The organism is Thalassospira profundimaris (genome assembly GCF_003326755.1).
Taxonomy (GTDB): Bacteria; Pseudomonadota; Alphaproteobacteria; order Rhodospirillales; family Thalassospiraceae; genus Thalassospira; species Thalassospira profundimaris_B.
Genome location: NZ_JPWH01000010.1, coordinates 72,253 through 85,749 on the forward strand (window position 1 = coordinate 72,253; position 13,497 = coordinate 85,749).

General features: G+C 55.3%; 11 protein-coding genes. 7 read left to right on the top strand and 4 right to left on the bottom strand.

Going from position 1 to position 13,497, the window contains the following annotated elements:
* Positions 1-70 precede the first annotated feature (70 nt).
* A complete protein-coding gene (locus TH25_RS12915) occupies positions 71-3,781 on the bottom strand; it encodes a vitamin B12-dependent ribonucleotide reductase (RefSeq protein WP_114088839.1) in 3,711 nt (1,236 codons plus the stop codon).
* A gap of 872 nt (positions 3,782-4,653) precedes the next feature.
* Between TH25_RS12915 and TH25_RS12925 the strand changes: the two genes are divergently transcribed.
* From TH25_RS12925 to TH25_RS12940, 4 genes are all read left to right on the top strand, one after another.
* Positions 4,654-5,016, top strand: coding sequence for an NADH:ubiquinone oxidoreductase subunit NDUFA12 (locus TH25_RS12925; protein ID WP_114088841.1), 363 nt, complete (start codon positions 4,654-4,656; stop codon positions 5,014-5,016).
* Positions 5,017-5,092: 76 nt separating this feature from the next.
* On the top strand, positions 5,093-5,581 hold the full coding sequence (gene mlaD, locus TH25_RS12930) for an outer membrane lipid asymmetry maintenance protein MlaD (protein WP_114088842.1): 489 nt from the start codon (positions 5,093-5,095) through the stop codon (positions 5,579-5,581).
* Positions 5,582-5,715: 134 nt separating this feature from the next.
* A complete protein-coding gene (locus tag TH25_RS12935; RefSeq protein ID WP_114088843.1) occupies positions 5,716-5,952 on the top strand; it encodes a hypothetical protein in 237 nt (78 codons plus the stop codon).
* 5 nt (positions 5,953-5,957) lie between these two features.
* Positions 5,958-6,401: a DUF2155 domain-containing protein gene (locus TH25_RS12940; protein WP_258549146.1), complete on the top strand. Its 444-nt coding sequence runs from the start codon at positions 5,958-5,960 to the stop codon at positions 6,399-6,401.
* Positions 6,402-6,554: 153 nt separating this feature from the next.
* On the opposite strand, the gene TH25_RS12945 is transcribed toward TH25_RS12940, so the two are convergent.
* Entirely contained in the window at positions 6,555-7,250 is a 696-nt protein-coding gene (locus tag TH25_RS12945; RefSeq protein ID WP_114088844.1) for an alpha/beta hydrolase, read from the bottom strand.
* Between the two features lie 494 nt (positions 7,251-7,744).
* On the opposite strand from TH25_RS12945, the gene TH25_RS12950 reads away from it, so the two are divergent.
* Positions 7,745-9,088 carry an MATE family efflux transporter gene (locus TH25_RS12950; RefSeq protein WP_114088845.1) on the top strand — a complete coding sequence of 448 codons (1,344 nt, stop codon included), beginning with the start codon at positions 7,745-7,747 and terminating at the stop codon, positions 9,086-9,088.
* Positions 9,089-9,119: 31 nt separating this feature from the next.
* Here the strand turns inward: TH25_RS12950 and TH25_RS12955 are convergent, their stop codons facing one another.
* Entirely contained in the window at positions 9,120-9,599 is a 480-nt protein-coding gene (locus TH25_RS12955) for an Lrp/AsnC family transcriptional regulator (RefSeq protein ID WP_114088846.1), read from the bottom strand.
* A 531-nt stretch (positions 9,600-10,130) separates the two neighbouring features.
* Here TH25_RS12955 and TH25_RS12960 point away from each other — a divergent pair.
* Both TH25_RS12960 and TH25_RS12965 read left to right on the top strand, forming a co-directional pair.
* Positions 10,131-10,628 carry a GNAT family N-acetyltransferase gene (locus tag TH25_RS12960; RefSeq protein ID WP_258549147.1) on the top strand — a complete coding sequence of 166 codons (498 nt, stop codon included), beginning with the start codon at positions 10,131-10,133 and terminating at the stop codon, positions 10,626-10,628.
* A gap of 3 nt (positions 10,629-10,631) precedes the next feature.
* Positions 10,632-11,081 carry an Rrf2 family transcriptional regulator gene (locus tag TH25_RS12965; protein WP_114088848.1) on the top strand — a complete coding sequence of 150 codons (450 nt, stop codon included), beginning with the start codon at positions 10,632-10,634 and terminating at the stop codon, positions 11,079-11,081.
* 83 nt (positions 11,082-11,164) lie between these two features.
* Here the strand turns inward: TH25_RS12965 and TH25_RS12970 are convergent, their stop codons facing one another.
* Positions 11,165-13,423 (bottom strand): DEAD/DEAH box helicase, encoded by a 2,259-nt coding sequence (locus tag TH25_RS12970; protein ID WP_114088849.1) that lies wholly within the window; start codon positions 13,421-13,423, stop codon positions 11,165-11,167.
* Between the last annotated feature and the right edge of the window lie 74 nt (positions 13,424-13,497).

The following is a 13,497-nucleotide window of genomic DNA, read 5'->3' on the forward strand; positions in this document are numbered from 1 at the left end:
AATAAACCGGCCGGGAGGTGATCCCGGCCGGTTTGCTGATTAAAGCTGAAGGTCTGTAAGGCCGGAGGCCTTAGGAGCAACCTGTGGTGCTGCCGCAGGAATCGCATTTCAGGCAGGTACCATTCCGCACCAGGGTGAAATTGCCGCATTCCGGACAACCATCCCCTTCATAGCCTTTCATGCGGGCTTCGCGGATGCGATCCAGCTTGGCATCGGTTGCCGACATCACCTCTTCACTGGCATTGAGGATCGCGGTGTCGCCGCCACTGGGTGCCGTGGTGGTGGCGATGCTGGCGGTTTCGGCCTTGTGACCGTGATCATGGGCGTGACCATGATCGGTGCCGGTGGCCTTCATTACCACACGTTCCTCAACCGGTGCGCCGCCATCGACAACATACAGGTTGCGACGGACAAAGCCGCTGGAGGCTACCTTGCGGATGGTTTCAATCGCGCGGTCTTCGGCCTTGGCTTCTTCGCCCAGGTCGCCTTCGGCCACACCCTTGCCAACCGCATCGGGCAGAACGTCCGACGGTTGAACATGGGCAAGGTCGTTCCGGCCAAGGTAGGAAATGGCGAGTTCGCGGAACATGTAATCGAGGATGGAGGTTGCCATCTTGATGGCATCGTTGCCCGACACCATGCCCGAGGGTTCAAACCGGGTGAAGGTGAAGGCTTCGACATATTCTTCCAGCGGCACGCCATATTGCAGGCCAATGGAAACGGCGATGGCAAAATTGTTCATCAACGAGCGGAAAGCCGCACCTTCCTTGTGCATGTCGATGAAGATTTCACCCAGCTTGCCGTCTTCATATTCGCCAGTGCGCAGGTAAACCTTATGCCCGCCCACGGTGGCCTTCTGGGTGTAACCCTTACGGCGTGACGGCAGGGAACGGCGGTCGCCGCGAATAACGCGCTCGATGATTTTTTCAACGATCTTTTCCGAGGCTTCGGTGGCCTTGGCCGCCGTTGGCTGATCGGCGTAATCGTCTTCTTCCACCAGGGCCGCGTTCAGCGGCTGGCTAAGTTTCGAGCCATCACGATACAGCGCATTTGCCTTCAGGCCCAGTTTCCAGGAATGGATATAGGCATCCTTGCAATCCTGGATCGAGGCATTGTTGGGCATGTTGATGGTTTTGGAAATCGCCCCTGAAATAAACGGCTGGGCCGCGGCCATCATGCGAATGTGGCTGTCCGCCGACAGGTAACGTTTGCCAATGCGGCCACACGGGTTGGCGCAATCAAAGACCGGCAGGTCTTCGTCGCGCAGATGCGGCGCACCTTCAAGGGTCATCGCGCCACAAACATAGGTGTTTGCTGCCTCGATTTCCTTTTTGCCAAAGCCAAGGGCGGCCAGCATGTCAAAGCTGATATCGTTGATTGCCTTGGCATCAAGACCAAGCTGCTTGACGCAGAATTCTTCACCAAAGGTGTATTTGTTAAACACGAATTTGATGTCGAAAGCGTTTTCAAGCGCACCTTCGATTTTGGCAATCGCATCATCATCAAACCCCTTGGCGCGCAGCGCATCGTGGGTGATGGAGGGTGAACCTTCAAGCGTGCCGTGGCCGACCGCGTATTTTTCAATGTCGCGAATCTGGCGTTCGGTATAGCCCAGCGTTGCCAGGGCAACCGGCACCGTGCGGTTGATGATCTTGAAGTAACCGCCACCGGCCAGTTTTTTGAATTTCACCAGGGCGAAATCAGGCTCAATGCCGGTGGTGTCGCAATCCATGACCAGGCCAATCGTGCCCGTCGGGGCGATAACCGTGGTCTGTGCATTGCGATAACCATGCTTTTCGCCCAGTTCCAGTGCCTTGTCCCAGGCAGCACGGGCCGCAACCGGAAGCTCGGCATAGGGGCTGTCAGCGGCCAGCAGCGGCACCGGATTGATCGAAAGACCTTCATAACCTTCCTGTTCGCCATGTGCAGCACGGCGATGGTTACGCATCACGCGCAGCATTTCCTGGGCATTGTCGGCATAACCGGGGAATGCACCCAGTTCACCCGCCATTTCGGCGGATGTGGCATAGGAAACACCACACATGATCGCGGTAAGGGATGCGCAAATTGCACGGCCTTCATCGCTGTCATAGGAAATGCCCATGCTCATGAGCAGGCCGCCAATATTGGCATAGCCCAGGCCCAGGGTACGGTAACGATAGGACAGTTCGGCAATGCGGTCCGACGGGAACTGCGCCATCAGCACCGAAACTTCCAGCACAATCGTCCACAAACGCACGGCATGTTCATAGGCTGCAATATCAATGCCGCCATCATCGGACCGGAAATTCATCAGGTTCATGGAGGCCAGGTTACAGGCGGTATCATCCAGGAACATATATTCCGAACAGGGGTTGGACGCATTGATGCGGCCGGAATTCGGGCAGGTATGCCATTCATTGATGGTGGTGTCATACTGGATGCCGGGGTCGGCACAGGCCCATGCGGCTTCGCCAACTTTTTCCCACAGGTCGCGGGCACGGATGGTTTGTGCAACCTTGCCATCGGTACGGCGAATCAGGTTCCAGTTGCCGTCATCCAGCACCGCCTGTAAAAAGTCGTTCGAGACCCGGACAGAGTTATTGGAGTTCTGGCCCGAAACGGTCAGATAGGCTTCCGAATCCCAGTCGGTATCATAGGTTTTGAAGCTGATTTCGGTGAAGCCTTCGCGGGCAAACTGGATGATCTTGTTGATATAAGAATCGGGGATCATCACCGCACGCGCCGACAAAATCGCTTCGCGAAGCTGCGGGTTGCTGCGCGGGTTCAGGCGGTCTTCGGAATCGGCGGCACCGTCCCAGTTGTTGCACGCGGCCAGAACTGCGCTCAGATGCTTCTCGGCCAGTTTGGAACCGGCGACAAGGGCGGCAACCTTCTGTTCTTCAACAACTTTCCAGTCGATATATTTTTCAATATCGGGATGGTCGATATCGACAACCACCATTTTCGCCGCCCGGCGGGTGGTGCCACCCGATTTGATCGCCCCTGCAGCGCGGTCGCCAATCTTAAGGAAGCTCATCAGGCCCGATGACCGGCCACCACCCGAAAGGGCTTCGCCTTCGCCACGCACATTCGAGAAGTTCGACCCGGTACCGGAGCCATATTTGAACAGGCGGGCTTCGCGGGTCCAAAGGTCCATGATGCCGCCTTCATTGACCAGATCATCCGAAACGGACTGGATGAAGCAGGCATGGGGCTGCGGATGTTCATAGGCACCGGTGGATTTGGTCAGTTTGCCGGTTTTGTAATCGACATAGGAATGGCCCTGTGCCGGACCATCAATGCCATAGGCCCAGTGCAAACCGGTATTGAACCATTGTGGCGAGTTCGGCGCGCCCATCTGGTGGGCAAGCTGGTAGCGCATTTCATCAAAGAAGGCGCGGGCATCGGATTCGGCATCAAAATAGCCGCCCTTCCAGCCCCAATAGGTCCATGTGCCAGCCAGACGGTCAAATACCTGGGTTGCGCTCAGTTCGCTGGTATAGCGTTCTTCAGCGGGCATTTTCTCCAGGGCGGGCTTGTCGGCCTCGTGGCGCCACAGCCATTCGGGAACGTCTTTTTCCTTCACCGGCTTCAAGGCAACCGGAACACCGGCCTTGCGGAAATATTTCTGGGCAAGAACGTCACTTGCCACCTGTGACCAACCTGACGGCACGTCAATGTCGTTCATTTCAAAAACCGTCGATCCGTCCGGGTTTTTGATTTTGCAGGATGACTTGCGAAATTCGATATCAGCATACGGGCTGACATCTTCCTGTGTGAACTGCCTTGTGATCCGCATGGTTTGCTCCGTATTCCGGTTTTGAGAAAGGCGCTGTGCGCGGTTGGCCTCGTAACCAGATATTGTTTGCTCAAAAGGTCAAGCCACTCCGTCCGACCTCTCTTTGAAGGGTCGATTTGGTCTGGCCGGTTTGTTTGGTGGGTTCCCCTGGGATGGTGCCCCGTCGGGAGCGCATTATAAGGCGATGAAAAACGCCTCGTCCACCAAACTTTGCGGTTGACATGAAATTAACCACTATATGTAGCGGTTCTGGTCTTTGTTGGCTGAAATGAATTTTTGGCCGGTCTGGTTAACAATCACTGAATCCCGGATAAGGCTTTGCCCCGTCGGGATTTTTTGTCGGCCCTGTCGTGCGAGTCATCGGGGACTCGTACCCGATACGCTATATATAGTATGTCAAAAATGAAGACAAAATCTTTGACGCCCAACCTAACGTCCTTTGCGATTTGAATCCAGCATTGAGCGTTAACATCCTTTTCAATTCTGACCAAATCTGACACAATCTGACGTCTAAGTTCATGTAATTTATGTGAAAAACGCTGCTTTTTTACATTGCTCAAACGACAGTTTCCTTTGGTTTTCAATCGCTTTGCCCAAGGGTGGGGCTGTGGATAACCCGGGGGACAAAGGGCGCAAACCGCATCTTTCCAAAGAGTCGTGATTTCCCATGTCCTTGTGGGGAAATCGTGTGGCCCGATGAAGGCCCGGAATGATCGGGGCCATTCTGATGGATGCGGTGCAGGCGGCTGGCTTGAAACATTGACTTTGCTCGAACATCGGGACATATAAGGTGCGTAATTGTCCTTGGTGCGCGTTCGCGCAACCATCGTCCTGTCTGGCAGGGCAACACAATTTGGAGAGAGACGACAAATATGGCCACCGTCGGGACCCGTATCTATACTTCGCTGTTTGGCAAACGCGTGGGCGAAGACCGTTATGGTAATGTCTATTATACTGAAAAGAAACCTGCGCAGGGCCGCAAAGCCAAACGCTGGGTGATTTATAAAGGCATCGATGAAGGCTCCAAGGTGCCGGCGGAATGGCATGCCTGGCTGCATTATACACTGGATGCGCCGCTGTCTGAAAAGCCGGAAGACCGTTATGACTGGCAGAAAGACCATCAGCCAAATCTGACAGGCACCAAATATGCCTATCGTCCGAAGGGGCATGATTATCAGGGTGGTCAGCGCGCCAAGGCGACAGGTGACTACCAGTCATGGTCGCCGGAAGGCTGATTGTGATTGACCGGATAGGGGCCGAATAATGGCGCAGCCGGATTTATATATAACATTGCAAGGATGGGATTGAGGTATGGGCAACAGGCTGGTCGAAACACTGGCAGGTGGCGCGGTTATTTGCGTTGCGGTCGCTTTCGCCTTTTTTTCCTATTCGCGGGCGGGGTTAAGTTCGGTCGAGGGCGGCTATGAGCTGTCGGCGAGCTTTAACCGGATTGACGGTTTGGCGACCGGCAACGATGTCCGGATTTCCGGGGTAAAGGTTGGTTCTGTCGTCTCGCAGAACCTGGACCCGAAAACCTATATGGCGGTTGTCCATATGAAGATTCAGCCCAATGTGGAACTGCCGACCGACAGTGCCGCAAAAATCGCCTCGGACGGCCTTTTGGGGGGCAAGTTTGTCTCGCTTGAGCCGGGCGGCGATATTGATATGATCAAGCCGGGCGGCACCATTCAATATACCCAGGGGTCGGTGAACCTTGAGGAATTGATCGGCCAGGTGATTTATTCCAATAAGTCGCAGGGTGATGGTGGGAGCAAGGATTCGGCACCGGCGGGAAAATAAATGTGCTTAACGGGCGAAGCATTATGCAAATCAGCGATTTGTCATGATTTCGCCCGTTTTGGTTTGCATCTTGTGGCGCAGCAAGGCCGGATGTTGATGGAACATCTGGTCCCGGAGACGGAGCAAAGCAGATCATGAGCAAGTCGGACATAACCAAAGATATGCCGGTCTGGCACCAGCCCGACGGTGCGCCGTTATCCTGTGTCGAAAAAATCAGGGTTCTGAACGAAAATTTCGTCGAATTGCGTGAAATGATGCAGGATGCGCTGGAAGACGCCCTGTTGATGGGATGTGACGAAGAACAGTTTCGTGCCGTGATGCACGAAGTTGTTGCGGAACTTGAAAATCCCTACGGGACGCCGGAGAAATAATTCCCATGACTGTAAAATCCCTGTTTGCCACAGGCGTTTTGACCGCCAGCCTGATGGCCGGTTTTGTTCCTGATGCATCCGCGCTGGATTATCGCAAGGCTGATGTCGCGCAGCTTCAGGGGCTTGATAAAATTACTGCCCGTATTTCCACCTTTGACGTGCCGGTGGGCCAGAGCATTACTTTCGGCTCGCTCACCATCAAGGTGGATGCCTGCTATCGTACACCGCCCGAAGAACGGCCTGAAAGTGCCGGTTTTCTCGAGATTACCGACCATCGTTCCGAAGATAAAACCGATGTCGAGGTTTTTGACGGCTGGATGTTTGCCTCCACTCCGGGTCTGTCGGCCCTGGAACATCCGGTTTATGACGTCTGGGTCAAGGAATGCCTGGATGCCAGTGACGAGGCCCCGTCCGGTAACGATGCCATGCCGCCGGAAAATAATGGCTGACCCGGCATAAAGCCGATTTGGAAAACAGTCGCCAACTTTTCCCTATGTTCCTCCGCACGCCAAAACACACAAAACCCGCCATTTGATGAATGGCGGGTTTTGTGTTGATCGCAAGGCAGGTGGCAAAATGCCACCTAAGCACTGAATTTAATATCAGGCCAGTTTCTCGCGCAGGAAATGGGCTGCGATTGTCAGTCCTTCGCCGTCAATGCCATGCGGTAGGCCGGGGCGTTCATGATAGCTGACGTCAAAGCCGTTTTCGGCCAGTGCTGCCTGCGCCAGTTGCGATGCCTGGACCGGTACAACCGGGTCATCGCTGCCGTGAATCAGGGTAACGGGCGGGCGCGATTTGATTTCGGTGGCAAGGGTATCGGTACCCAGCAACGCCCCGGAAAAACCGACAACTCCGGCAATTTTCTGGTCGAACCGCGGGGCCAGTTGCAGGGCCATCATGGTGCCCTGGGAAAAGCCGACCAGGGCGAGTTTGTCAGCCGTCAGGTTGTGACGCGACAGCAATTCGCCGATAAAGGCGGCAATTGATGCGGTGTTTTCGCGCGCACCCTGTGTCAGTGCCTTGAGCGCACTTGGCATGGTTTCGGCATTGCGACGTAAAAATTCGGGATCATAGGATGCCAGGCTGAACCATTGCCGTCCGAACGGCGACATTTCGCAAGGGTGGGGGGCATTGGGGGCGTAAAAAGCGGTATCTGGCAGGACCTTTGCCAATTCCGGGGCCAGCCCAATCAGATCGGCGCCATCGGCACCATAACCGTGCAAAAAAATAACGATGCTTTTGGCTGTTCCCGATGCGGCCGGAAATTCCGGCCCTTCAAGGGCTGTTTGCGACATGTGTGTCTTCCCGAAATATGATCACGTAAACCCGCACCCTGCCGGAAACCCCTGTTCAGGGCAAGGGTTTGTACCCGGTTGCCTTCAATTATGGCGTGACGTGGATAAAGCTGTGGATAAAATTTGCCGCCTCTGACCCGTGCAATGGAATGCTTTCACAATTGTCACGGGTAAATCCCGTTTAAATGATGGTTTTTTTTATCTACACACCCGTGGGTAGAAAGATGACGGCGCGTTATGTGATTTGTGAGTAAATTGCCTTTCCATACCCGGGGCGATCCAGCAAATTCCTTTTGGTATATTGGATACAAATAACAGTTTATGGGGGAGCGGCGCAAAATGATGCCGATTTTCCGGCATGTCCGGTGGTTTTGGCAAACAAATCTCGCCATCCGGCCTATTGCGCGATATGACATTGGAAATGTCTTGAAAATGCCGGTTATCCGATTGTTTTCATTCATTCCGACAGGTTTGTCCGTTTTCGCGAGGGGATAATGGCAATTTCTCGCCGCTGGTTGGGCAAGGGGGACAGGCGTGTTCTCGCCCTTACGGTTCCCATCATTTTGTCCAATGCCACTGTGCCGCTATTGGGCGCTGTTGACACGGCTGTGGTGGGGCATCTTGACAGCCCGCACTATATCGGTGCGGTTGCTGTTGGCGCGCTGATTTTCAGTTATGTTTTCTGGAGCTTCGGCTTTTTGCGCATGGCGACCACCGGGCTTGCCGCCCAGGCAGCGGGCCGTCGCGACGCGCAGGAGGTGCGGGCGGTTTTTGCCCGTGGCGCGATGATTGCGGTTGTGGGCGGGGCACTGGTGATGCTGCTGCAATGGCCGATTGTCGAACTTGCCATGCGTCTGATTGCGCCGACTCCCGATGTTGAGGCCGCCGCGCGTGACTATTTCCATGTGCGCATTTGGGCCTCGCCCGCGACTCTGATGCAATATTGCATGTTGGGCTGGTTGCTGGCGATGCGCGATAGCCGGGCGGTGTTTGTTTTCCAGGTTGTTTTGAATGCGCTTAATATCGTGCTGGATATTCTGTTTGTGCAGGGGTTTGGCTGGGATGTGCGCGGGGTTGCCGGGGCAACCGTGATTGCCGATTATTCCGGTATTCTGTTGGGCTGGTTTTTAATGCAGCCGCATTTGAAACGGCTGGGCGGGCGCTGGCGGGATGTGGTGCTGTTTGACCGGGCCCGTTTGTTGCGACTGATGCAGATAAATGGCGACATTTTTATTCGCACCCTGGCGCTGACATCGGCCTTTGCGCTGTTTACAACATTCAGTGCCCGGTTTGGCGAAGTCACCCTGGCGGCCAACGCGGTGTTGCAAAATTTTTTGATGTTTGCCTCCTTTGCGCTGGATGGTTTTGCCCATGCTGCCGAAACCCTGGTGGGCCAGGCTTACGGGGCGGAACGGCGCAAACAGTTTTTGTGGGCGGTGCGCAAAACCACCGTGTGGGCCGCTATTTCGGCCTTTGTGATGACGCTGGTTTTCGCCCTGTGTGGCATACCGATTATTAACGGATTGACCAGCATTGCCGATGTTCGCGACGCGGCCTATTCATTTTTGCCCTGGGCTGTTGTGTTGCCAATAACAGGGGTGCTGGGGTTTCAGTTTGACGGGGTATTTTTAGGGGCGACGCAAACGCGCCACTGGCGCAACATGATGATATGTTCGGTTGCGGTATTTGCCGTTCTGGCCTGGGGGGCTGTGGCCCTGCAAAGCAATCACGCCCTGTGGGCGGCGTTTAACGTGTTTTTTCTGGCCCGTGGTCTGACATTGGTCCTGCTGTTTCCCAGTATTATCCCGCGTGATGCGACCGGTTTTGCCAAAAGCTAGGCTGTGGGGGGGGAACAGGTCTGGCACAGGTTCAGTCGGTCTCGGGAACGGGCAGGCGGGTGCTGTTTTTGACTTCGTGCAGGGTAAAGCTGGATTTGATATTGGCGACACCGGGCAGTTTCATCATCACGTCGGACAGGAATTTCTGATAGGCAGCCGGGTCCTGAACCACGATCCGCATCATATAATCCTGATTGCCCACCATCGCATAACAATCGACAATTTCCGGGTGCTGTTGCACGGCGGTTTCAAAACGGCGCAGCGAGGGTTCATCATGCTGGGTCAGGGAAACGGTGACAAAAACATTTACGCCCAGATGCAGGTGTGCCGGGTCCAGCAGGGCGACATATTTGCGAATGACGCCACTCTCTTTAAGTTTGCGCAGGCGGCGCAAACAGGGGGATACCGACAGCCCCACCTTGTCAGCCAGTTCCACCATCGAGATGCGGCCATCTTCCTGAATTTCCCGAAGAATATTGCGGTCAATTGCATCAAAACCGTTGCGCGCCATAGCGTGCCTACTCCCTTTGACGAAAATGCAGATAGATGGCGAATGCGGGCTGCGCAAATATTTTGTCCTGAAGGGCGGTTTTGCGCAGCAATCTCCTGGCCGCGATAAGCCACGACTTGGGCGTTCTGTCAATCATTGCGTGAGATATTGCGCCGATAATTGGCGATGTTTGCGGTGTGCAGCGCGCTGGTTGAAGCCGGTTGTGCCCAGCTTTCCGTTTGGGTGTTTTGCGCCGGTCAAGCGGGATTAAGTGTTGCGGTACAACCCGGGGAACGGTATTGCAGGGCAGGCACACTGAAAACCAGGCAGTTCGGGCCAGCCCGCCCCCTCGCGCCGGCTGGCAAACCGTGCTTTTGTTTCGGCCCGCATACCGGCGTGGCAAAGGGCATGGCGTGCGGAACTTATCATTGCTGCCTGCCATCCGGACAGTGTAGTATAATCGTACTGAATTACGTATTTGGGATGGGCGACATCTCCTGGCGAGGACGCGGGTGCCTGCGGGTTGTCTGCGGTACAGGAAAGGCTATTTTGGTGGACGCAGCACATAACAAACCGGGATATAACCGGGTTTATATCGATGATCATGAAATCAGTATCCGGCCTGCCGTCAAGGCAGACCTGCCCGATGTGGTGGACCTTGACGAGCGCACGACCGGCCTGCGCAAGCCCGAATACTGGGATGATCTTTTTGTGCGTTATGGCAACCGCAAGGACAGCCGCTTTTTTCTGGTCGCGGAAGAGGGCGAGACGCTTTTGGGCTGTATCTTTGGCGAAGTTCGTTCGTGGGAGTTTAATTCCGTCCCGTGTGGCTGGGTTGGCACGGTCAGTGTTGAACCCGATTTGCGGATGGGCGGTATTGGTACCATTCTTTATGATGAAATCTGCCGCTGTTTCCGCCATGCCGGGGTGCAGAAGGTGCGGACCATGATCCCGCGTGATGCCACCGACCTGATGTCGTTTTTCCGCGCCCAGGGCATGATGGCCGGGCCTTTCATCCAGCTTGAAACCGATATGGAAGAGGAGGGCTAAGCCATGATGTCTTTGCAAAAGGCAACATTGTTTGCCCTGTATGCGGTGCTGGAACTGGCAGAAGATAGCGAACGTCAGCTTTCGGCCTCCGAGATTGCCGAACGTTACAATATTTCCACCAATCACCTTGCCAAGGTTTTGCGCGATCTGGGCCGGGCCGGGCTTGTGGAATCGGTGCGCGGTGCCGGGGGCGGGTATCGTTTTTGTGGCAATGCCAAACGGACAACCCTGCTTGATGTGGTGGAACTGTTCGAGGAAGTGGGCGCCGGGCCGTCCAACGGCATTGTCCAGGAAACCAATGCGGGGGTGGCCCTGTCGCTTGTTATGGATGAAATCGAGGCGATTACCTATGCCACGCTGCAATCGATTTCGATTGAAACAATGCTGAAACTGATGCGCCGTCGCAAGCCAATGGAACGCAAAATATCCACCGGTCTGTTCCGCGCTGTGTAACTGTTTTGTATCGATCATACGAAAGGCCGCCGAATGGATGTTTCGGCGGCCTTTGTTTTGCGTAACGGCAGTTTTATCGTGCGTTAACGGGTCTGGTCTGAGGGGCCAGGTTCCGCGCCGGGCGCTGCCGGGGCTTCGCCCGTGCTGCTATCGGTATCCTTTGGCGCGGTTTCGGCCTTTTTGCGGGGTTTGCGCGGGGCGCGGGGCTTGGCAGGTTTTTTGGCCGCCGCCTTTTTCGGTTTGGCGGTTTCGCCCTCTGCCTTGTCTGCGCCCGCAGCACTAGCACCAGCATCGGCATTGGCATCGGCTTTTACATCTTCACCGTTACCGTCATCCTGTGCTTTCGCGGTTTTACGGGCTGTTTTCGGTTTTGCTGCCGCCTTGGCGCGCGGTTTACGCGGGGCACGGGGCGTTTTTGCCTTGGCCGGTTTTGCCTCGACCGGGGTTTCCGCCTGTGGGCCGGTTTCGGTTTCAGCTTCTGCGGGTTTGTTGGCCTCGGGTTTGGTTTCGCTCGCCGCTGCATCAACGGCTTTGCCATTGTCACCCGCTGCTGCATTTTCCACAACCGGGGTACCCGTTGTGGCAACAGGTGCCTCTTTTTCCGCCGTTTCAACCGGTTTTGGGGCCGGGGTCGAAGCCGGTTCTGTTACCCCGGTTGCGGATTTTGCCGCGTCGTCGCTTTTATCAGCCGCTGGCGCGGATTTACGGCTTTTGCGCGGGCTGGCTGCCTTGCGGCCGGTGGTTTTACGGCCTGTTTTTTTGGCTGTTTTGCTGTCGCTTTCGTCTTTTTCCGGGGCTGCCGGTTTCCGCAGCGACGATTGCGGCACAGGGGTTAGCAAAAAGGCCGGGACGTGGTCGCCCATGCCGATAACCGGTTTGTCGTCATGATCATCCCGGTCGCGGCGGTTGTTGTTTTTCCGGTCGCGCTGCGGGCGGTTATGCTGGCGGTCTTCGCGCTGGTCACGGGCGTGGCGCGGGCTGTTATTGTTCTGGCCCGCATTATTGCCGCTATTGGACAGGGTGTTGTCCCGTTTGCCTGGCTGAGCACCCTGTTCTGCCGGTTTGGCAGCATTTGCTTCGGCCTGGCTGGCCGGTTTGTCCTGGTTCGGGGCAGTGTCGCGCCGTGATGCGTTGCGGGTATTGCGGTCGCTACGGTCATTGCCCTTGCGGCTGTTGCGCTTGTTACGGCGTTTTTTGCCGCTAAAGTCCAGCTCCAGGGTTTCGATTCCCTCAACCGAGGTCAGGGGAATCGACATATTGATGGTTTTATTGATCGCTTCGACCAGTTTGCCATCTTCTGGCGTGGCCAGGGTAAAGGCCTTGCCTTCGCGCCCGGCACGGCCGGTACGACCGGTGCGGTGAACGTAATCCTCGGCATTGAAGGGCACGTCAAAATTGAAAACGTGCGAAACCTCGGCAACGTCAATGCCGCGTGCGGCAACGTCCGAGCAGATCAGAACGGTGATTTCGCCGCTTTTGAATTTATCAAGTGTCTCGGTGCGTTCGCTCTGCACCAGGTCGCCGTGCATGCGACCGGCATTAAAGCCATGTTTGGTCAGTGACTTATAGAGAATATCGACGTCTTTTTTGCGGTTGCAAAATACAAAGGCGTTTTTGATATTTTCGTTGCGGATCAGGCGGCGAAGGGTTTCGCGCTTGTCCATTTCGTCAATGACCAGCAATTTATGCTCAAGCGTCGTTGCCATGCTCGAGGGGGCAGAGACGGTAATTTCTTTCGGATTGCTCAGGAATTTATCGGCAAGGCGACGGATTTCCTTGGGCATGGTGGCCGAGAAAAACAGCGTCTGGCGCTGTTTGGGCAGCATATTGACGATTTTTTCAATATCGGGGATGAACCCCATATCCAGCATACGGTCGGCTTCGTCGATGACCAGCAATTTGCAGTCCGACAGCAGAAGTTTGCCGCGCTCGAAGGTGTCAATCAGGCGGCCCGGGGTTGCGATGATAACATCGGCACCCTTTTCCAGAATCTTTTGCTGTTCAACAAACGATTCTCCGCCAATGACCAGCGCCTTTGAAAGCGGCACATATTTGCCATAGGTGTCAAAATTGTGGGCCACCTGGGTCGCTAACTCGCGGGTTGGCTCCAGGATAATGGAGCGCGGCATGCGCATGCGCGCACGGCCATGATGAAGAATATCGAGCATCGGCAGCACAAAGCTGGCCGTTTTCCCCGTCCCGGTTTGGGCGCAGCCAAGGATGTCACGGGCCATCATCACGGATGGAATGGCCTGGCGCTGAATGGGGGTCGGTGTGTCATAACCGGCGTCTGCAACGGCTTTGAGGATATCTTCGCTCAGACCGAGATCGGCGAAAGTCATATGTTTCGGGTTCCCGCAAAAAATGCGTTAAAGATTGATTTACTTAGAGACAAATCTGCTTGGGTGGTAAAGCC

Coding starts and splice junctions, on each gene's coding strand:
- TH25_RS12915 (WP_114088839.1), bottom strand. CDS start 3,781: ATGCGGATCACAAGGCAGTTCACACAGGAAGATGTCAGCCCGTATGCT.
- TH25_RS12925 (WP_114088841.1), top strand. CDS start 4,654: ATGGCCACCGTCGGGACCCGTATCTATACTTCGCTGTTTGGCAAACGC.
- mlaD (WP_114088842.1), top strand. CDS start 5,093: ATGGGCAACAGGCTGGTCGAAACACTGGCAGGTGGCGCGGTTATTTGC.
- TH25_RS12935 (WP_114088843.1), top strand. CDS start 5,716: ATGAGCAAGTCGGACATAACCAAAGATATGCCGGTCTGGCACCAGCCC.
- TH25_RS12940 (WP_258549146.1), top strand. CDS start 5,958: ATGACTGTAAAATCCCTGTTTGCCACAGGCGTTTTGACCGCCAGCCTG.
- TH25_RS12945 (WP_114088844.1), bottom strand. CDS start 7,250: ATGTCGCAAACAGCCCTTGAAGGGCCGGAATTTCCGGCCGCATCGGGA.
- TH25_RS12950 (WP_114088845.1), top strand. CDS start 7,745: ATGGCAATTTCTCGCCGCTGGTTGGGCAAGGGGGACAGGCGTGTTCTC.
- TH25_RS12955 (WP_114088846.1), bottom strand. CDS start 9,599: ATGGCGCGCAACGGTTTTGATGCAATTGACCGCAATATTCTTCGGGAA.
- TH25_RS12965 (WP_114088848.1), top strand. CDS start 10,632: ATGATGTCTTTGCAAAAGGCAACATTGTTTGCCCTGTATGCGGTGCTG.
- TH25_RS12970 (WP_114088849.1), bottom strand. CDS start 13,423: ATGACTTTCGCCGATCTCGGTCTGAGCGAAGATATCCTCAAAGCCGTT.